The sequence below is a fragment of the Bacillus sp. EB600 genome (assembly GCF_024494385.1).
GTDB lineage: Bacteria > Bacillota > Bacilli > Bacillales > Cytobacillaceae > JAEVLT01.
The window spans coordinates 101,109-122,333 of record NZ_JAEVLT010000012.1; the positions used below are offsets into that span (position 1 = coordinate 101,109).

The window sequence follows — 21,225 nt, forward strand, 5'->3', positions numbered from 1 at the left end:
ACATACTAAGTATTTTAGTCGGCATATTGGGATTTTCATTATTTCCTCGTCTGTTAGCCCAAACCTCCAATAATATCCGTTTCTATGAATATTCCCATGAGCAATGCATTTACAATTAGGACATTTATCTAATACAGGAAAGTCATTTTCCTTTCCCCCTTGCGGCATATTCCGTTAAGTCAATTCCGAAATCATGAGAACTGACCATAAAAAAAACTCCCCTCATATAATATGCGGAAAATTTAGCATATTAATCCAGGAAAGTATAGAATTTAATCTGTAGGAATTTGAAAAAATCCTCCACTTTTAAGAGGAAATAAAGTGCCTGTTTACAGAAATAGATATCTTATTGAATGAAGTTAGTAAGTTTAAATAAATTTTGATTAAATTCCATGCCTTTCGTTTGTAAAAGATCCACTATCTTATCATCACCTCTATGCCCCATTACAATAATTCCGTGTACTTTACCCTCTTGGAATAATTGATAAGCTTCATCGCAATAGTCTACTAGCTTATTATAAACATAATCATATAATTTGATTTCAATGTTTGGGCAAATATTTTTAATGAAATTTTCCCTCGCTTTGTGAGGTCCCATTACTAAAAATACAGGTTTCTTTTTATGATCCCGGAAGCATTGTTTTCGTATATATTTAATAGAGATGACATTCAACTCGTTACCAAAATTTAATTGATTATTATGAGACAGAGAATTCATACTGAATCGATACTTGTATAAAACTTGGGGAACTATGTCGACCTCGCCTAATTCAAACATTCTCAGCCATAAATCATAATCCTGCACAATTTCATATTTTGGATCATATTGCCCTGCCCTGAAAAATGCTTCTTTTAAGAAAGTACAGCTACCATGAGATAATGGACATCCGTTAAAACGCTCCCTTCTCAGGTCAGCTCTGTTTACTAAACCATTATGATAATTTTCCACTATTTTTAATATATTGTTAGAAACCGATTGCCTGCCTGAGAAACACTTGATGTGACTTCCTAAGAGAATTACGTCAGGGTGAGATTTTAGATGATTCGCCTGTTCCATTATTCGATGGGGATAACTCACATCATCTGCATCCTGCCTAACAATCCATTGTCCCTTAGCATTCTGTATTCCTATATTCAGGGCATTTGCAAGTCCCTTGTTTTCCTCCAAATGAATAACTCTAACCCGATTATCTTCAATTAAATTTAATATTTCCCTAGTTTTATCTGAAGAACCATCGTTTACAATAATAAATTCAAAGTCCTTGTATGTTTGATGAAGTATACTATCTATGGCTTCTTTTAAATATTCCTCCCCGTTATAAACGGCCATGACAACAGAAAATAAAATATATGATCTTCTGGGTAAAGTGCCTTCCGGGGGATATAAAACCTTTTTGACAGAAGAAAACAACATTTATGATCCTCCCTCATAATTAAAGTTTTTCTTTCATTTTCTCCTGATTTCAAACGATTTCATTTTTCATTCGATTTCACTTAAACCATCTCGAAGAAGCAATCTTACAAGCTTTCAATAAAGAGTTAACCATATCTTTATGTTTTAGGGATTCTTGTTTTTTCTTGCTCACTAAGGCCAAGGTATTTTTATAGACACCTATATTCCTCCATAGATCATCTGAAGAATCCCATAAAGTTAGCAACAGCACCTCCGGATCATTTTGCCCAAACTTTTCGAGAAGAATTTTGCTAAAAGGTTCTTTTTTTACATAGTTTCTATACCCATTAGGATGCTCCTGATGATATCCTATTGTTCCATTAATGCTGATAAAAGAAAGTCCCTGTTTATATATACGGTACCCCAATTCCCAATCCTCACCAGATCTTAATCGCTCGTCAAACCCTCCCTGCTGCTCCAAAACCGTTTTTTCAACCGATACACATCGAGTGATAAATAACAGCCAAGGTGCGATATTTGTCTGTAAGAAAGCAGCTTTATTTTTATCGGATATGATTTCCCAATTGGACATCACTTGATTTATTTTTCCAAAATTGTTCCGGATATCTTCCAGTGTAATAATCTCTACAATATCTTTTGACGTTAAATAACCACCATCCCAAAGCTGATATTGCTGTAATACTGACCGTGCCGCGCCTTTTTCCCATTCTGAAAAATCCGGAAAGAATTGTGTGTAAATTCCTTTATAACAATTTGGAGTACCTGATATAACAGCATTTTGATGTTTACCATGGTATAAATCATGTGTCTTAATAAAATCCGGTAATACCAAGAAATCTGCATCACAAAATATAACATAGGTTCCTCTAGACTGATGTATCCCCAGATTTCTAGCCACACCAGGACCATTTCTAGAGCTTAATGTAAAATGGCGAAAGTTATAAGGTGCTTCGTAATTGCTTAAAATCTCTGGTGTATTATCTGTGGATCCATCATCAATAACTATTACTTCAAATTGATCCTTAGGATAAGTTTGCTTTTCAAAAGCGGTTAACGTAAGAAGCAACTGCTTAATCCTATTGTATGTTGGAATGATAATACTAAATTTCATTTTTGATTCCGCCCTTATGATGAAAAGTACTTACTATCAACAGCTTTTTGACATGCCAATTTTAAACAGTAAGAAACGTCCCTATACTGTTCTGATTTCTTGTAAAACTTTTGGATTAAGCGAAGTGTATTTTTATAAAGATGTACATCATTCCACGCATTCCAAACAGTCAACAATGTTAATTCCGGGTCTTCAGTCCCGTGTTTCTGAAATAAATATTTTCGATTTTCCTCTAAACGAAAACTTAAAGGATGTTCTTGATGATAACCTACAGTTTCTTTGAACGGAATAAAAGAGAGACGTAATAGTTTATGAAGGCGATAGCCAAGTTCCCAATCTTCACCCCTAAGAAAATTTTCATCAAATCCACCTATTTTTAAAAAATACTTCTTCTTCAAGGAAACACAGCGTGTAATAAATAGAATCCATGGTGCCACATCTGTTTTTGTATATTCCGACTTCATTTTTTCAGAGAAATGATCCCAGCTTGACCTTACCTGATAAAGATTAGAAAAATTTTCTCTTATATCTTGCTGGGTAATAATTTCTATTAAATTATGGGATTGCAGATATTCATCTTTCCATAGACCTGATTTAGAAAGTACATCACAGCATCTGCTTTTCTCCCACTCCTCAAATTGCGGATAATAATGTGTATATACTCCTTTGAAACATTGGGGTGTTCCAGACACCACACTTCGTTTATAACGTCCATGATACAGATCATGAATTTCTATAAAGTTTGGACAGACTAAAAAGTCAGGATCGCAAAAAATAATGTATTCACCATTTGATTCCTTAACTCCTAAATTTCTTGCTGCCGCGGGCCCTTTTCGCGAATCAATATTTCTATAGATTAAATTAAATGGACAACAATAATCTTTCAGAGACTCTTCTAAATGATCTGTAGAACCATCATTCACGACAATGACTTCAAAGTTTTCCCTTGGATAGGTTTGTTTCTCAAAAGCAGTTAGGGTGAGAAGTACCTGTTCTTTCCGATTATATACAGGAATTATAACGCTGTATTTGATATTCATCCTTCCACACAACCCTCTTTTCACAGTCTAACTTTTAAACTGGAGTCTCTTTATGCGTCACCACCGATTTATAAGGACCTAATTTCTGTAATCTTTATTGATCATTAAAATACTAATTTGAAAAGTTATTGAACTAGCCCTAATGACCTTCCATATACCATGTCAAGTGTCTTAACTAATCCTTCATTTATTAAAACTTTCGGATCAAAATCGATACTACGCAACTTACTGATATCAGGACATCTTCCTGTCGTTCCGCCAGAAAATATCTGTAGTTAGATGACCAAATAATTTAGCACATCTTGAAAGCTCGGTTCATCCTCACGTCCAATGATTTGCAGCAGCTGCTCTAACTCCTCCATGGCCTTGCCCTCGGTAAATTCTTCTGGAAAAAAGCTTAGAAAAAATCCTTACCAACAACAAGTCCTGTGTTCTTTTCCAATAGTGCTCTAGTATACTCTGTGGTTGTCGGTGCAACCGTACTACGTAAGATTATGATTCGTCCTTTCTTTAAATATTTTGATAGGTAGGATAATACGTTTGTAATCTATGAAGAATCCATCTCAATGTAGGTCAGGAGAGGGGGCCCAACTGTATTAATTATATTCTCCACATCGCGAAGGCGACACTTGTCAATAGTTGTATCAATATTTACCTCCTGAATTAAGTCACCATAGCCCTTTGCACGGAAAGACATAGTCTTATAGCTTACTGCATCAATGATCTCTTCATTGATAACAAAAACAATTAACCTTAAGTCCCTTTTGCCATACTCAGGTTTAGTGGTAAACCCACATGCCCAAGCCCAACAATTCCTACGTTGAACTAAAACATTAAGTTTCCTCCTAATAGTCCTTCCATGCATTTATATTTAGGATTATTCCAAGCCAAGACAACACCATGATGTACTAAAGCGATGATAAAGTGATTCCCACTATAAACCCTTCCATAAAGTAGGGTACCTATCCTATGGTCTTTTATGACAGGCAATGGTTGATTATGCCCAAATAGGTATTGTCCAACCCATGGTGGAGTTTCAATAGTTAAATTGAAGCGGTTGGCAAACTCTTAGAAAGGAATATTGAAATATTTGGTTACCAAAACTACCATTATTTCCGAGGGCGACATTGTGATGACTGGTTTTGTTTTAACGGACATGAGGATTCTCATCCCTTCGTTTAGCATCTCTTTTAGGAGCAGTCCATCCTGTAAATAGGAATGGTTAATTCCATTGGCCAAATCATCCACATAATCCTCTAAATGTTTTCAGATCAGAAAAGCCGAAAAATATCCTCTTCGACTAATTCGCTTCCAGTTTGGACATCAATTCACTTATAGTATCGCATCCTTTTTAACTTTTTTCCTAATATTATATTATGATATGCAGGGACGATTAAATCGTATGGACAAAAAAATCAAGATGCTTGAACTATTTTTTGCATATTTTTAATGGTACATAAAAATGATTTTTGAATGATGAATTTACCTATATAAAAGTTTAAACATCTTTACGAGCTTCCTCATACAATAATTTGAGATCCTATAGTAGACAACCAAATGAGCTTCAGAATTTAAAAGGAGTGACTGTACTGAAACAACAGCTTCTAAATATCGTCCGTAGCGGAACATTGGTATAAGCATAATTTTCGTGTCAAAACATTATTCGAGACTTTGAAAGCATTTGGAGGCAGCTTAATAATGCGACAATGGTTACATTCAAGTAGATAAAAATGTTGAAAAAGATTTATTAAGCTCGGGTGTAAAAGTAAATATTGTACAACCTTTCGATTTAAGACAACGAACTTGTAACAAAATTCAAATGTTAGAAGTGCAAGAGGACTATGATGTCTTAATCGCATTAGATTGTGATGTCGCTATAGTAAGGGACTTTTCTAACCTAATTTCTACAACAGAACTCCAATCTTATCCTCACCCCCTTATGCCATATAGTCTTCCAGAATGGGAGTTTATATATTCTTCATCTGGTCTTACCATACCAAAAGAAGAAAATAGAATTCATTATAATACTGGAGTACTCATAATCCCCAAGAACCTTGTAAAAAAACTACGTAAAACTTGGGGTAAATATTGTCATTTACTTCTTGACCATTATTCTCATAATACTCAGTGGGCACATATCGCATAGCATACATGGTACACAGACCAAGTCGCCCTTTCTCTGGCTGTTGTAGAACTTGGTATCAACGTAAGTCCTCTACCCCAAGAAATGAATTTTGGAACCCAATTTATTCATGATCCTTACGATAATGATATGCATCCATATATTATCCACTATCACGGCGAAGTTGACGAAAAGACTTGGACATTACTAAAATCAAATTGTGAAGTTCCAAACCAATATATAGATAAAGTTAATGTACTCCTTAAAAATAAATAACCATCTTATTTACTGAAGGTATGTTTTTTTAAACGGTTAATAATCTTGTGACCCATATGAAGGCACCTTTTTTCAAATGTCCATCTTACGGGTCAAAGTTTATATACTTCTTCTTTTTTCTGGCGGTTGCCCTGCAATTCATTGATCCCATGATTTAATTTTATCGTAGGCATCCATCCCATCACTTTATGTTTTTCCTCCAATGAATTAGAATACCCTTTGATTTATTAAAACTCTCTCTAGATAAGATTAGAACAAGTATCCCCATTTTCACTGTTATTCACACTATAATTTCAAAAAGACTGATATGAATATCCAATCAAATAGCTTTCTGCTGGAATAGCATATAAAACAGGAATCATTAGAAGTGTAATGAGAAGTAAGAAGTAAGTACTTGTAATTTAAATTGCTAAAATTCCAATAGATTAGTGTTTTGATTCAGTCATTATTAAATCTTAAGAATTAAAAACCAAATTGTAGGAAAGGTGAGATAATATTTGCGAAATCTTGCTGTCATAGGTACAGGATATGTAGGCCTTGTAACTGGCGTATGCCTGGCTGAGATTGGGCATTCTGTGTTTTGCATTGATGTAGATAAAGATAAAGTAAAAAAAATGAAAGCCGGAATTCCCCCTATTTATGAGCCAGGTTTAGAGGAATTAATGACCAAAAACATCAAAAATGAACGACTTCACTTTACAGCAGATTATGCCGAAGGGTTAAAAAACGCTGAAGTCATTTACATCACTGTTGGCACTCCCCAAGATATTGATGGTTCAGCTAATTTAAAATATATTAAGCAGGCAGCAAAAGATATAGCCATGAATGTAACTCATGATGTAATTGTAGTTACAAAAAGTACCGTTCCTGTTGGAACAAATGAACTTGTTCATTCCATTATTCAAGAAAATTTAAAAGAAAATGTCCAGGTTGATATTGTTTCAAATCCAGAATTCTTGCGTGAAGGATTTGCTATTTACGACACATTCCATAATGACCGAACAGTTATTGGAACGAATAAAGATCATGCAGCTAAAGTAATGGCAGAAATATACCAGCCATTTAATGTTCCAATATTCACGACAGATATTCGAAGTGCTGAAATGATTAAGTATGCATCAAATTCTTATTTAGCAACGAAAATTAGCTTCATTAATGAAATAGCTGTGATTTGTGAAAGAATTGGTGCCAATGTGGAAGATGTTGCTAATGGAATGGGACAAGACTCGCGTATCGGTCTTAGATTTTTAGAGGCTGGAATCGGCTATGGTGGGTCATGTTTTCCTAAAGATTCCATCGCTCTGGTTCGATTGGCGGAAAATGTGAATTATTCTTTTAAAATCTTAAACTCTGTTATTGAGGTAAACAAAAAGCAAAAGCTGCTACTTCTTGAAAAAACAAAAGAACGATTTGGAAGTTTAAAAGGAAAGAAATGCGCATTATTAGGACTATCATTTAAACCAAATACAGATGATGTTCGTGAATCGGCTTGTATATCTATTTCAAAACAATTAATTGATGATGGTGCAGACGTTTTTGCTTATGATCCGATCGCGATTGAAAATGCACAAAAAGTATTGGCTCCAAGTGTCCAGTACGGTAAAAACATCGAGGAAGTACTCCAAGATGCCGATGTTGTTTTCATTTTAACAGATTGGAAGGAATTCATTGATTTCCCATTAGATAAATTTGCAAATTTAATGAATAAGCCTGTCATTTTTGATGGTCGTAACTGTTATGCATTAGAAAATGTAAAACAATATCCTATAGAGTACCACTCCATTGGCAGAGCAAGTATTTTCAATATCCCAAATTAGCCTTTTAAAAAATTGCATAACAAAACTCCAGTAGATAAATCTCCTCTCCTGCTATTTACTTTAGGTATGCCCTACCTGTCAGTTTAAGCTGAATTTCTTCACATTTTACTCCCTCCAAAATCATTTTCATAGAAACCCGCATTGGGATTGTTACTCATCCCCACCTTCAAAGATGAAAATGGTTATAACCCGTTAAGTCTAATTCTTTTAGTAATAAGTATTCCAATACCAATTTTCAAATGAAATAATATCAAAGTCTTTTGAAACCTATAATAAGTCATCATCTGCTTCTCTCGGTGATCTTAATTTTCTCATGATATACTTATTAGAGTGATACTTCATAACATAGTTACCATATGTTTCATATTCACTAACCCTGTACTCTGATGTCTTTCGGACCAATAGCATACATAATGTTTTCATAAAAATTGTTACGTTAGTTATACACTTATGACAAAATCCAAATTTTAGCCTTTTGTTCTATTGAACGCCCATATTTTTGTTAATCTGAATAATTTGGTGACAAATAGAAAGAATCGTATCCAATTGGTAAAAAGCTATTATTCATGGACTTCTTGTCATTCTTTTTGATCCAAAGGTAGAACTGTGCTAAAAAGAAAATCGTTCCTACCAGGTGTCCTGGTTGTGATGACTAAAGCATACCAAAAAGAACAATTTTCTAATTTTTTATTATCAAAACAGAGGGTGCCCCAAAAGTTATACTTTTAAGATACCCTCCGAAAGATTAAGTTTCACTGTGATATGGCGAGCTTTTTTATGGGTCCAATTCAATTAACATCTCAGTTTTTAAATTTGGCCTATAGAATTTTACAGCAGATTTATGCAATATACTAGCCAAAAAAGAAAAAGTACTATTTGAAATAGCCAAAATGTCACTATGAAAAATCCGAATAAAAATCCAAAGGAAAGGTGGAAGATTTTGTAATTATTTAGCACTCGTTATTGGATTATATTCTTTAAATTCCGGTAAAACCTCTTCTATATTGTCACCTGTAATGAATAAAACCGGCTCATTTAAGGAACTCCAAATATCTTTTAATAATTTTGTATATACACTTATTGAAGTACAATTAAAACTCCTTTCCGCCTCAGTATTTTTTTAATTCAAATGATCACCCCTGCGTATAAGAATGCCCACAATCGACTTCCCGTGATATTTAAGCTAATTCATTCCTTCAGTAATGCATTTTGCTGACAGCTTTCTTGTAGGCGAGTCTGTACTTTTTCCTTTAATATTTCTATAAAAATATTGTGAAAACCTCACTAATCTGTCCTCTATGCTTGTGTGATAACTAATGTCGTCCACATCCTGAATGGCAATCCGCTCTCCTTTAGCCTCCCAAATTCCCCTGTTTAAAGTATTGGCGGCCCCTCTAGGAATCGACAGAAAGGTTAAACAAGTATTGAAAATCATGTTTTGTCCTTAGCCCTATTTAGAATTTCGTTAATGGTCAGACCGCCATTATCCTTATAATTTTCTCTATATAATCGCAATGCTGTTTTATACAGTGGAATATTTGGCCATAAATCATCAGAGGAATACCAATTGCTTAATAGGGATATTTCCGGTTCATCTCTACCATACTTTTCAGCCAAAATACTGCTGAAAGAAACCATATGTTTAAATGGCAGTCTGAAATCATTGGGGTGCTCTTGGTGGTAACCAATCACTTTGTTGATGATGACATATTTATAACCCATACGATATAATCGGTAGCCAAGTTCCCAATCTTCTCCCGAACCTCTAATGAGTCTCTCATCAAAATACCCCGCCTCTGTAAGTGCTGATTTTTCTACAGATACATTCCGTGTAATAAATAACAGCCAAGGGGCAGTCTCTACATCCTGGAGTGCTTTCCTTAACTTGCTGTCAATTCCGTCAAACAGCGAGACTGCTTTATACACTTTGTCAAAGTTCTCTCTTATTTCCTTCTGAGTCAGAATAGGTACAATGCTCGAGGAATTATAAAGGGCATCATTCCACAGCCCCGTTCTTTCTAACGATTGCTTCATTCTTGAAAATTCCCATTCTGAGAAATTCGGAAAATAAAGACTATATACACCTTTATAACAATAAGGAGTTCCAGAAACGACAGCTTTTTTGTGAATACTGTGAAGTTTATGATGCGCCCTGATAAAATTGGGCAGTACCAAAAAATCCGCATCACAAAAAATGATATACTTTCCTTTTGCCTGCTTTATACCTGCATTTCTCGCCACTCCAGGCCCGCTTCTTTCTTCAAGGGACACTAATGTTATAGGATAAGGTGAATAATCGGTATATTGCTTTATTACATCTACTGTACGATCCGTTGATGCATCATCGACCACAATGACTTCAAATGGTTTTGCATTCTGTTGTTTCTCAAATGAGGTTAACGTCAGCATTAATTGTTCTGCCCGATTATGCACCGGAATAACAACACTATATAAAATTCCCAATCTCTCTCTCTCCTGGTTCATATTTATTATCATATGCAGTATATGTAAAGGAGAACACGCCCGTGTAAGTTGCTCATCCAAAAAATTAGACAATGATATTCCTCCTTCGATAACCAAATAAATCTATGTACCTGAAATTGTTAAAATCACTTTTTCAAGCATATTTCTCCTATTAAAAGAAAATGAGCTATAAGGGCACCACTAATTTAGGTTTATATACTTAATCCATCAGAATTAACCTACATTTATTAACTATTAAATTCAGTACTAATACCCAATCAAATAGTAAATTTTCTTGAATAATGGAATGAACAAGTTCATTTGTTCCAACAGGAACGGTACTTTTTGTAATAACAATTACATTATGAGTTAATATTTTTGTTCAGATTTGAATAATTTGATGATAGATAAAAAGAATGGTATCCGATTGGTAAAAAGCTATTATTCATGGACGTCTTGTCGTTGTTTTTGATCCAAAGGTAGAACTAATTGTCCAGTCGTGCTAGAAAATCGTTCCTACCATGTGTCTTGGTTGTGGTGACTAAAGCATACCAAAAAGAATAATTTTCTAATTTTTTATTCTCAAAAAAGAGGGTGCCCCAAAAGTTATACTTTTAAGATACCCTCCGAAAGATTAAGTTTCACTGTGATATGGCGAACTTTTCCATGGGTCGAATTCAATTAACATCTCAGATTTTAAATTTGGCCTATAGAATTTTACAGCAGATTTATTCAATATACTTGCCAAAAAAGAAAAAGTACTATTTGAAATAGCCAAAATGTCACTATGACATAAAATATAAAAATCCGAATAAAAATCCGAAAGGAACGGTGGAAGATTATGAAATAACTTAGCACTCGTTATTGGATTATATTCTTTAAAGTCTGGTAAAACATCATCTATATTGTCACTTGCAATGAATAAAACCGGCTCATCTAAGGAACTCCAAATATCTTTTAATAATTTTTTATATACACTTGTTGAAGCACAATAAAAACTCCTTTCCGCCTCAGTATATTTATAATTCAAATGATCGCCCCTGCGTATATGAATGCCCACAATCGATTTCCCATGATTTTTAAGCTTATTCGTTCCTTCTTCTAAGAATTTTCTAACTCTAATAGAAGGTTGTAACAAGGATTGAATATATTCTCTATAAGGAAGATAATGGCTAAAATGAAATCCAAAATAACCCCAAAAATCGACATTTTTATAGGGAGGAGTATCTGAATAAAGTACGTTTTCATCTATTATTTCCGATTTAATTGATATATTTCTTTTTTGAAAGTATTCACGCCAGTAAGTATTAAAAATACCTTCAAACATGGATTGATAAATAACAGGCATTGAGGTCAAATTGGGTTGATCATTTAGTTCGAATAAATCATTTCCTATCCATTCAGGCGTTTCAATCTCAATTCCATATCTTTTTCCATAAACTTTTAGAAATATATATTGAAGAATTTGATTTCCAAATCGTCCATTCTTCCCAAGAGTTGACATTGAAATTCTAGGTTCATGTTTACTTTCCATTAACTCACCACATTTCATTATTATCTTTCTAATTAGCCCAAAATGAACTTGTGTAACATTATCATTCTTATACCCTAATGTACCCAGGAAGGCTGAAATCAAGAAGCGAACAAAACATTCCGAAGAGTTTAAATTACATGTATTAACAAACAAGCAAAATCACCAAATTTGAATGCTTATTTCAGGCTTTTCATCGGAATTTAGAGGATGATTACTTGTCAGTTGGCAGTGGTTAAACCTATGCGGGGACCTACCAGTAAGTTATGAACTTTATGTGTTTACAGCAAAAACAAATGCTTTTCAATTTTTTGACACATTGCTAAGGAATTTTATCAAAAAGCAAAACTCATTTTTTTCGAGGTGGTAAAGGTATAGTGGGCAGTCCCAAGTTCTGCAAACCTTACTTCCTTTAAAATTTCTATAAAAATATTGTGAAAGCCTCACTAATCCTCATCAATAGAATGATTGAACACAAATTTCAACTTAAATTTGATCAAACATAAAGAAAATCCATTACCAATTTTCAAATGAAATAAGGTCAAAGTCCTTTGAGGCCCTTAATAAGTCATCATCAGTTGGTGAAAATCCAATATGCTGCCTTGCTTCTCTCAGTGATTTTAATTTTCTCATGATATATTTATTAGAGTAATACTTCATAACATAGTTACCATATGTTTCATATTCACTGAATCCAGACCTCTGGATATCTTTCGGATTAATAGCATACATAATTTTTTCATAAAAATAGTTACCTTTTAATTGTTTATTACTCTCGATTTTATTGATTAATTCAATCATTATTTTTGTATCCATGATCATATGCTCTGCTATAAATGACTGGTTATTGTATTTTTTTACTTCACCATTAAAAAGTTTTTCAATAGTGGCAAAATAAGGTTTATGGTACTCAGTCTTCATGGTAAATAAATATTTATCGGTCTGATCATCAAAAAATGAAATGACATTTAGCGGTATTGTATCAGAATCCCAGACAACATAATGTTCATTTTTACATATTGTCGCATAAGCCATTTTGAGAAATTGTTGCAGGTACCAGCCGCTACCCCAGGGTGTTCCTGTAATATTATTCATGATCGATTGAATTGTGTTAAATGTCATACCATGATAAATTTCATCTTCATTCATAAATTCCAATTTTTCATTATGCTGAAGCCGAGACAGAAACCGAAACGGAGACCGAGACCGAAACGGAAGCCGAGACCGAGACAGAAACTGGAACGGAGACCGAAACGGAGGCCGAGACCGAAACCGAGACCGAGACCGAAACTGAAACCGAGACCGAGACCGAAACTGAAACCGAGACCGAGACGGAGACCGAGACGGTATTGAATCTTCTATTTCCTTGGAACCAATAAAAATAATTTTTTCAGGTGAAAGCATTTTAATAATATATGGTATATTGATGATCGCCAAGGTCAAATCTTCTTTAGCTACTGGTATAATCACATCAAATGTTTTGTTATTATCCACTTAAAAATTCCTCTTTTCAATATTCATGAAATTGAACACTTAATAGTTTCATTGATCTATATTCTCATGGAATATTTATTAAAACCTGAAAGACGAGAAATCTTCATTACACATTGTCTCTTCTCTTAGGCAACTCTAACTTCCAAATACGATGGGAAACTATTCCTGGGATCATATTCAATAAACGGGAACATATTTTGTCTGTTTAAAGGTCTGTAAAATTTCCCCCACTTCTGTTTAATAAACTTGCTGTAAATGATGAAAAGGTACTATTGGATATAGCTAAAATATCGCTATGATACAATATATAGTAATCGGAAAGTAATCTTTAATGGAGGATGGGATCGGATCGTACAAGGGTTGTACTCTTCGAAGTCATTTATTACATCATAAATGTCTTTACTTTTCAGAAAAATGTATTACAATATCGAATTGCCAAATCGGCCATTCTTACCAATGGTGGACATTGAAACAACACCATGATGATTGTTCAATTCAATGATCTTCTTTGTTTATGGCTTGTACCATATCGTCCCAGCCCATATACAAACGCACAATATCTTCTTCTTCGAGTACACTGCCCATCTGTACTTCAATTATTTCAAGTTCAGTAATCGCTTTAATACTATGTTTGGAACCTTGAGGAATTTTGAGTAGATCATTGGTTTTAACAGGAATTATTTTACCGTCTAATACGAAGATACCTTGTCCAGAAACAATTGTCCAAACTTCATCACGAAATTGATGATATTGATAACTTATATTTTCTCCTTTGTTGATGACTAATTTTTTTGTCAGAACATCATATTGATTATATTTGCTATAGTCCAAAACTTTATACCAACCCCATCTTCTTTCTTCAAACATTGGCCGCCGATTAATCGTTTCTACATACTTTTTTAATTTGGAGCTTTCGTTTTTTTGAGCAACTAAGATTCCATCGTAACTGCATGCTATAACGACATTTGTCATTCCCAATGAGACAACGGGAATATCTAAATCATTAATAATATGGGTATTCCTGCATTCGTCGGAAATGATCGCATTTCCCAATATAGGCTGTCCAATTTCTTCGGTAAAAGTGTTCCACGTCCCTAAGTCTTTCCACGGTCCATTGTATTCGACAACAACAATGTTATTGGTTTTTTCAAGAATTTGATAATCAAAACTTATTTTTGGGAGTGTGCTGTAAAGATTTAATAGTTCTTCAAAATTGATCGGCAACCCATTTTTTCGTAAATAATTTAAGATAAATTCAACTTTAAATGCGAACACTCCACAATTCCAAAGGCCATTTTCTCGTGAAATCAAGTGCTCGGCTTCTTTCTCCGAAGGTTTTTCTTTAAAGTATTTAACAGTTTGATAGGAATAAGCAGAAGCTGAGACTACTTTACTTTCAGGGATGATATACCCATATTTTCCGGATGGATAAGTTGGTTTTGCACCTATTAATGCCAGATTAGCATTTGAATGTAACAATATGGTTTCCAAACTCTGAATTGTCTTAAAATAATCATCATTTACGTATGAGTCAACTGGTACAATACATATAATTTCATTGGAAGATACCTTTTGTATGGAATGTAAGTAAGTGACGGCTAATAAAATTGCGGGGAACGTATCTTTTCTTTCTGGTTCAACAATAAGGGGAACATGTTCTCCAAGTTGATTACGAATAATATCGACTTGTGATTTTGAGGTAGAAATATAGGAATTTTTTTCAAGATTTTTTGAGCTTAATTGTCTCCAAATCCTCTGCACCATTGACTCTTCTTCATTTTCGTTTTTTAGTAATTTCAAGAATTGTTTTGCGCGGGTATTATTTGATAATGGCCACAATCTCTTTCCAGACCCGCCTGATAGTAAAACAATATTCATAATACACCTACCCTTAATCATATTCAAAACCATGTTGTTTTAAAAGCTTGATCCGCTCTGCCTCTTTTACATCTTCTTGTATCATTTCCTTTATTAACATGTCTAACGTGTAGGATGGAGCCCATCCCAGCTTCATTTGCGCTTTGTTTGGATTTCCAATTAATAAATCTACTTCTGCAGGTCGATTAAATTTGGGATCAACCGAAACAACGATTTTCCCTTGCTCCAATTGATAACAGGGATTACTGCAATTTTTCACTACTCCTTTTTCATTTTCTCCATTACCTTCAAAGTAAATCTCAATACCAAGTTTGGAAAATGCTAATCTAACAAACTCTCTTACTTCTGTAGTAATTCCTGTGGCAATAACATAATCATCCGGTCCGTCTTGCTGGAGAATCAGCCAAATTGCTTTAACGTAATCCCTGGCATGTCCCCAATCCCTTTTTGCATTCAAATTTCCAAGAAGTAATACATCTTGCAATCCGGTTGCAATCCTCGCCACCCCTTTCGTAATTTTTTTCGTAACAAAATTTTCTCCTCTTAAGGGGCTCTCATGGTTAAATAGAATCCCGTTGCAGGCAAATAAATTATAGGCTTCGCGATAATTAACTGTGATCCAGTATGCGTATAGTTTAGCTACTGCATACGGACTTCTTGGATAAAAAGGAGTTGATTCTGATTGAGGAATCTCTTGCACCTTGCCATATAATTCTGAACTCGATGCTTGATAAATTCTTGTTTTATTTTCCAGGTTTAGAGTTTTTACTGCTTCTAATATTCTTAGCGTTCCCAGCGCATCCACATTAGCTGTAAACTCAGGGGATTCAAAACTAACCTGTACATGACTCATTGCTGCAAGATTGTAAATCTCAGAAGGCTGAATAGAAGATATTAACCGGAATAGACTTAAAGAATCAGTCATATCCCCTTCATGAAGAAAAAATTGTTCATTCAACAGTAAAGGTTTAATTCGATGTGTGTTATCTATAGAACTCATCCTTTTAAGTCCGTGTACCGTATACCCCTTTTCCAGCAAATATTTAGCAAGATATGCACCATCTTGTCCAGTCACACCGGTTATTAAGGCAGTTTTCCCCATTTGATTGCTCCTTTTCTTTTAAAAATCGATACTATAGAAATAATTTATGAAAAAAACTAATAAAAGTGAGGGCTATCATCTTAGTGATTTTTAATTAAAAGGTACAAACTTTGAATTATTCACCTGCATAAAATAAGTTATGAGGTAGTATCCGAGGGGTGAAGTAATGAGTTTTATCAAAGGAAAAAAAGTTATGGTTACTGGAGGAGCTGGATTTCTTGGATCTCATGTAGTCGAACTTCTGAAAAAAAAAGATTGTAAGGATATTATCATTCCAAGAAGCAAGCTCGTTGACTTAAGAAATCAGGAAGCTTGTTTTAAATATATTGGAAAAAATAAGCCAGATATTGTTATTCATTTAGCAGCCTCTGTTGGGGGAATTGGTGCAAACAAAAAAAATCCAGCAACATTTCTTTATGACAACCTAAGCATGGGACTTCACTTGTATGAAGCTTCCCGCATTTACAATGTTGAAAAACTTATAACCTGCGGAACGATTTGTTCCTATCCAAAATATACGAAGGTACCCTTTAAGGAAGATGACATTTGGGAAGGATATCCGGAGGAAACCAATGCCCCATATGGTCTGGCAAAAAAGATCTTATTAGTACAAGGTCAATCATACAGGCAACAATATGGTTTTAATTCTATTTATTTATTACCGGTTAATTTATATGGACCCGGAGATAACTTCGATTTGGAGTCTTCACATGTCATTCCCGCGTTAATTAGAAAATGTTTGGAAGCAAAGGAGAATAAACAAGATTCAATCACTGTTTGGGGAACAGGAGAAGTGACAAGAGAATTTTTATATGTAAAAGATGCAGCAGAAGCAATCGTGCGTGCTGCCGAAATTTATAACGGGGCAGAACCTATTAATATAGGAACCGGAGAAGAAATATTTATTAAAGATTTAGTATCATTAATAGCAGAAAAAACTAACTTTACCAGCGAAATCATTTGGGATAAAACGAAACCAGATGGCCAACCGAGAAGATGTCTTGATATAACTAGAGCAAAGAATATACTTGGCTTTGAAGCCAAAACCAGTTTATCCGATGGATTGGATATGACAATCGAATGGTATCGAAGCAATATAAAAGGAGGGTAAATCACGATCTTTAATACCCTCCTTTTTTTGATCTGAAAGAATAATGCCCTACATTCCTAGCAGGTCTTTCGCTCTATCCATAATCGTTTTTTGCATAATAGACAGCTTTTTTTGACAATCTTCCATGGATGATCCTTTAACTCCAAAATAAAATTTCACTTTTGGTTCCGTTCCGGAAGGACGAAGGCAAAACCAGGAGCCATCCTCCAAATGGCATTTAAAAACACATCAGAACGAGGCAAGTTAATCATCGTTACAGTGTTTTCCCCAGTTCGAATGGATGTTAAGGAATCTTCAATTGCTGTTACTTTGATTCCTGCGACTATGTTTAGTTTTTCACTTCTAAACCTCGCCATCAGATTGGCAATTTGTTTCGCTCCATCTTTTCCTTTTAAAGTAATAGATTGGAGTGATTCCTGATAAAAACCGTATTTATTAAAAATTGATAAAAGCCCTTCATACATCGTCATACCTTTAGATTTATAAAATGCAGCAACCTCTGCGGCAAAAATGGCAGCTTGGACAGCATCTTTGTCACGAACAAAATCACCGATTAGGTAACCATAACCTTCTTCGTAACCAAAAAAGGAATGTTAACATGCTTAATTGTTCAAACTCCTTAATCTTTTCTCCAATAAATTTAAATCCCGTTAAGGTATCTATTGTCGTGATTCCGTAGTGTTCTGCAATAGCTTTGCCAATTTCTGAAGTAACGATTGTTTTAATGACGGCACCATTCGAAGGAAGAACACCTTTCGCCTGTTTTTGAGATAACAAATACTCCAGCATTAAAGCGCTTATTTGATTTCCCGTCAAAACTACGTATTCACCATCACAGTTTTTAACAGCCACACCTAAACGATCAGCATCGAGATCAGTTGCCATTAATATATCCGCATTGATTTTTTTCCATTTTGGATCGCTAACGTAAAAGATGCGTGGTCTTCCGGGTTTAGTGATTTCACGATAGAAAAGTACGGATCGGGATGCTCCTCCTGCTCTTTAACAATCGCTACGTTTTCAAAGCCAAATGCCTCAAGCCCGGCACGAACAGGATTATTTCCCGTACCATGTAATGGGGAGTATACTATTTTCAAGTCTTTTGCTACATTTTTAACGATCTTAGGATTTAATTGAAGATTTTTTAATTGTTCAATATAAGCTTGATCTCTCTTCACCGATATAAGTTAATAATCCACTTGTAAGAAGTTCATGTTCATCCGCTACTTCAATTGTTAACTCATTTTCTACGGAATTCCCATATTGGATGATAGAACCTGCAGCTTCAGGTGGAATCTCCCCTCCATCTTCACCATATACTTTAAAACCATTGTATTCCGGCGGATTATGACTGGCAGTAATCACAACTCCGGAAAATGCATGTAAATTGCGAACGGCAAAGGATAGTATCGGCGTTGGCCGAAGCCCATCAAATAAATAAACTTTAATACTGTTTTTGCAACTTCCAAAGCAAATTCCGGCGATTTTTGACGTGAATCGTAGGCAATCACAACTCCATTTAGTTTTGCATGATCACCTTGTTCCTCCAAATACAGTACAGTGCAAGACCTTCCACAGCTCTGCGAATTGTAAATTTATTCAATCGGTTTATGCCGGGCCCAAACTCGCCTCGCATACCACCTGTACCAAATTCTAAGTGTTTATAAAAACTGTCTTCAAGTAAATCTTTTTTTTACTTCAGACAATTGATCTTTTAAATCTTTACCTAAGTTTCTAAAGGAAATCCATTTTTCTGCATGTTCTAACCAACTCAAAGCAAATTCCTCCTTTCTTGAAATTCCATTTTGAGTATAGATTTGTATATAACAAGAGAGAACAGATCTAAGGAGTATAAAAAAGTAGTGGGCGTTAGCAGCAATAACAACGTAGAATTGAACTATAGATCTGTTTAAAAATAAAGTAAATACTAAAAGTGTTTATTTTGACAGGGACAAGTTATGTGGTTAATTCGTACATTTTTAGTTATTAAACATTCTGCTCCCGAATCAATCTCCACCACCTAGATTCTATAGATTGGTATCTTCTGAATAGTAAAAAAATCATTTCCCGTTGATCCTACACGTTATTTCTCCTACTCATAGATTTATTCGACCTCCACTGCGTATTAATAGGTGCGTCAGATTTGAACTTATTCGTAGACGGTAAATAAGACAAAGAAAAAAGCGTCCCCACCTTAGCAGGAACACTTTTTGTTTTAACCTATTTTCACGATTTGTAAACAATAATTGTAGGTCCGGTTATTGTGGTCTGGATACGAATTTTCCTATAGCTTTATAAAAAAACTTTGACTAAAAATGAGTAGCTTGTCCAATCACTTTCTTACCAATTTGAATAAAATAAAGAAAGCCCCTACAATTTACTGTAAGGACGTTAAATTAACGTAGATACTACTTAATTCTACTGTAATTAACGATACTAAAATTTGATACCGGTGGTCGGGGTCGAACCGACACTCCAGAAGGAACACGATTTTGAGTCGTGAACTTACCCTAAAAAGACGGTGAAGCTTGTCATAGCAACGTGTCAAGGGAACTTGTGTGTTCAAGTATGTAATACGACTAGTATTATTCTACCCTATTAATTTTAGTATGTAAAGAGAGCCAGTGGGAGTTTTAACCCTCCCAGCATAGTTCTCCAGACACAAGGTTGAGCTTCAATTTACAAAGTCAGCTCATAAAAGATAAATGCAACAGAGAGCTTCTCAGCAACACCTTTTGAGGAAGCCCGCTCATTATTTTTATTCTCCTTCATTAAAAGTGGTAACTATGGGAACTTTAATTTTGAATAGTTCCAAAAGAAAATACAATTTAATGCTCTTTTAGGAAGGAGTTAAAAAAACCTTGTTTAATAAGCAAAAAATAAATAAACCTTCTTCAATAATTTTACTCATTGTTTTATTTCTTGGAGTGTTCATATCTGGTGTAGATTTTGCAAATTTTGCTTACGGGTCTGGATTTAGCTTTATGTTTTTATTAGGTCTAATTTTGATAATTTTAGGAGTGTATTTTCTTAATAAAAATAAGGTGTTTTTAGTAAATAAAAAATCAATCATAAATCTTATTGTTTTTCTATTTACCTTTGGTAGTGCTTTCTATATTGTTAGAGATATTTTCAGCATATTTAGCATTGCTAGTACTCCTCTCTTTGCTGTTCAAATGTTATTTAGTTTTCTCATTAAGGGATATGGCTGGAAAAGTAATTTAGCTAAGTTAATTTTTATAGGAGGTCTTATTTATTTAATCAGAGCCAATAGAAAACCAGAAGAAAAGGTATTACTTGAGGAGGAGGTACAACAAGAAGAGGAGGAAAATCCAGTGGCACAAGGAAAAAATCAACTGTCAGTAGGACAATGGTTCTGGACAATTTTTTTACTCGGAATCCCTCTTGTAAATTTAATTCTTTTATTAGTTTGGGGTTTTGGAGCACCAAATCCACGAAAAAACTTTTCATTAGCTACTTTAATTTATGTGTTGATTGGAATAATTATTGCCATCTTAGTATCTGTTGTTGCTGGAATTAGCGGGGGAACAAATTATTGAGCTAGCTCCTCAGAAAAGCTAGCTCGTTTTTATTATTTATAAATGACTTTCTTTGCTCCCTTAAATTCACTTTCGCTTAAATCTGGGAAGGCTTGCTTCCATAGGTCAAAAACATTATGGTTAGTTGCTTTGCCATCCTTGGAGAGCTTCACAATATGAAAACCATATTCATCTCCACACCTTGCAAGTGGTCTGTTTCGTTTAAGGGAATAGATCTTACCAGAGGGAGTAATCTCATAAAGATTTTCATATCCTACAATTGCTTTGCGTTCCTCTTAAATATATTCTCCTCGTCTTATTGAGCCA

Annotated in this window: 12 protein-coding genes and 2 pseudogenes; 3 read left to right on the forward strand and 11 right to left on the reverse strand. The window is 34.5% G+C overall.

What is annotated here, in order from left to right; translation table 11 throughout:
* Window positions 1-346 precede the first annotated feature (346 nt).
* The 4 genes from JN080_RS14495 to JN080_RS14510 form a co-directional block, all read right to left on the reverse strand.
* Window positions 347-1,414, reverse strand: coding sequence for a glycosyltransferase family 2 protein (locus tag JN080_RS14495; RefSeq protein WP_256236721.1), 1,068 nt, complete (start codon window positions 1,412-1,414; stop codon window positions 347-349).
* 76 nt (window positions 1,415-1,490) lie between these two features.
* Entirely contained in the window at window positions 1,491-2,525 is a 1,035-nt protein-coding gene (locus JN080_RS14500) for a glycosyltransferase family 2 protein (protein WP_256236722.1), read from the reverse strand.
* A 14-nt stretch (window positions 2,526-2,539) separates the two neighbouring features.
* The gene (locus JN080_RS14505; RefSeq protein ID WP_256236723.1) at window positions 2,540-3,565 is read right to left on the reverse strand and encodes a glycosyltransferase family 2 protein; all 1,026 of its coding nucleotides are present in this window, start codon (window positions 3,563-3,565) and stop codon (window positions 2,540-2,542) included.
* A gap of 1,068 nt (window positions 3,566-4,633) precedes the next feature.
* Window positions 4,634-4,813, reverse strand: coding sequence for a hypothetical protein (locus tag JN080_RS14510; protein ID WP_256236724.1), 180 nt, complete (start codon window positions 4,811-4,813; stop codon window positions 4,634-4,636).
* A 1,647-nt stretch (window positions 4,814-6,460) separates the two neighbouring features.
* Between JN080_RS14510 and JN080_RS14515 the strand changes: the two genes are divergently transcribed.
* Complete coding sequence (locus JN080_RS14515) at window positions 6,461-7,780, forward strand: UDP-glucose dehydrogenase family protein (RefSeq protein ID WP_256236725.1); 1,320 nt, start codon at window positions 6,461-6,463, stop codon at window positions 7,778-7,780.
* 1,431 nt (window positions 7,781-9,211) lie between these two features.
* On the opposite strand, the gene JN080_RS14520 is transcribed toward JN080_RS14515, so the two are convergent.
* From JN080_RS14520 to gmd, 5 genes are all read right to left on the reverse strand, one after another.
* On the reverse strand, window positions 9,212-10,243 hold the full coding sequence (locus JN080_RS14520; RefSeq protein WP_256236726.1) for a glycosyltransferase family 2 protein: 1,032 nt from the start codon (window positions 10,241-10,243) through the stop codon (window positions 9,212-9,214).
* 634 nt (window positions 10,244-10,877) lie between these two features.
* On the reverse strand, window positions 10,878-11,777 hold the full coding sequence (locus tag JN080_RS14530) for an alpha-1,2-fucosyltransferase (RefSeq protein WP_256236727.1): 900 nt from the start codon (window positions 11,775-11,777) through the stop codon (window positions 10,878-10,880).
* Window positions 11,778-12,290: 513 nt separating this feature from the next.
* Window positions 12,291-13,268, reverse strand: coding sequence for a DUF6492 family protein (locus JN080_RS29645; protein WP_256236728.1), 978 nt, complete (start codon window positions 13,266-13,268; stop codon window positions 12,291-12,293).
* Window positions 13,269-13,763: 495 nt separating this feature from the next.
* Window positions 13,764-15,146, reverse strand: coding sequence for a sugar phosphate nucleotidyltransferase (locus JN080_RS14540; protein WP_256236729.1), 1,383 nt, complete (start codon window positions 15,144-15,146; stop codon window positions 13,764-13,766).
* Window positions 15,147-15,159: 13 nt separating this feature from the next.
* Window positions 15,160-16,248 (reverse strand): GDP-mannose 4,6-dehydratase, encoded by a 1,089-nt coding sequence (gene gmd / locus JN080_RS14545; protein ID WP_256236730.1) that lies wholly within the window; start codon window positions 16,246-16,248, stop codon window positions 15,160-15,162.
* Between the two features lie 166 nt (window positions 16,249-16,414).
* Here gmd and JN080_RS14550 point away from each other — a divergent pair, with 166 nt between their 5' ends.
* Window positions 16,415-17,359 carry a GDP-L-fucose synthase family protein gene (locus JN080_RS14550; protein WP_256236731.1) on the forward strand — a complete coding sequence of 315 codons (945 nt, stop codon included), beginning with the start codon at window positions 16,415-16,417 and terminating at the stop codon, window positions 17,357-17,359.
* Window positions 17,360-17,407: 48 nt separating this feature from the next.
* On the opposite strand, the pseudogene JN080_RS14555 reads toward JN080_RS14550, so the two are convergent.
* A pseudogene (locus tag JN080_RS14555) lies at window positions 17,408-19,134 on the reverse strand (phospho-sugar mutase).
* Between the two features lie 1,086 nt (window positions 19,135-20,220).
* Between JN080_RS14555 and JN080_RS14560 the strand changes: the two are divergent.
* Window positions 20,221-20,919 (forward strand): hypothetical protein, encoded by a 699-nt coding sequence (locus tag JN080_RS14560; RefSeq protein ID WP_256236732.1) that lies wholly within the window; start codon window positions 20,221-20,223, stop codon window positions 20,917-20,919.
* A gap of 32 nt (window positions 20,920-20,951) precedes the next feature.
* Here JN080_RS14560 and JN080_RS29460 read toward each other — a convergent pair.
* A pseudogene (locus JN080_RS29460) lies at window positions 20,952-21,182 on the reverse strand (NUMOD4 domain-containing protein); the annotation flags it as partial.
* Window positions 21,183-21,225 lie beyond the last annotated feature (43 nt).

Excerpts from the sequence above, each read along its gene's own strand:
- JN080_RS14495 (WP_256236721.1), bottom strand. The coding sequence starts at position 1,414 with ATGTTGTTTTCTTCTGTCAAAAAGGTTTTATATCCCCCGGAAGGCACT.
- JN080_RS14500 (WP_256236722.1), bottom strand. The coding sequence starts at position 2,525 with ATGAAATTTAGTATTATCATTCCAACATACAATAGGATTAAGCAGTTG.
- JN080_RS14505 (WP_256236723.1), bottom strand. The coding sequence starts at position 3,565 with ATGAATATCAAATACAGCGTTATAATTCCTGTATATAATCGGAAAGAA.
- JN080_RS14530 (WP_256236727.1), bottom strand. The coding sequence starts at position 11,777 with ATGGAAAGTAAACATGAACCTAGAATTTCAATGTCAACTCTTGGGAAG.
- JN080_RS14540 (WP_256236729.1), bottom strand. The coding sequence starts at position 15,146 with ATGAATATTGTTTTACTATCAGGCGGGTCTGGAAAGAGATTGTGGCCA.
- gmd (WP_256236730.1), bottom strand. The coding sequence starts at position 16,248 with ATGGGGAAAACTGCCTTAATAACCGGTGTGACTGGACAAGATGGTGCA.
- JN080_RS14550 (WP_256236731.1), top strand. The coding sequence starts at position 16,415 with ATGAGTTTTATCAAAGGAAAAAAAGTTATGGTTACTGGAGGAGCTGGA.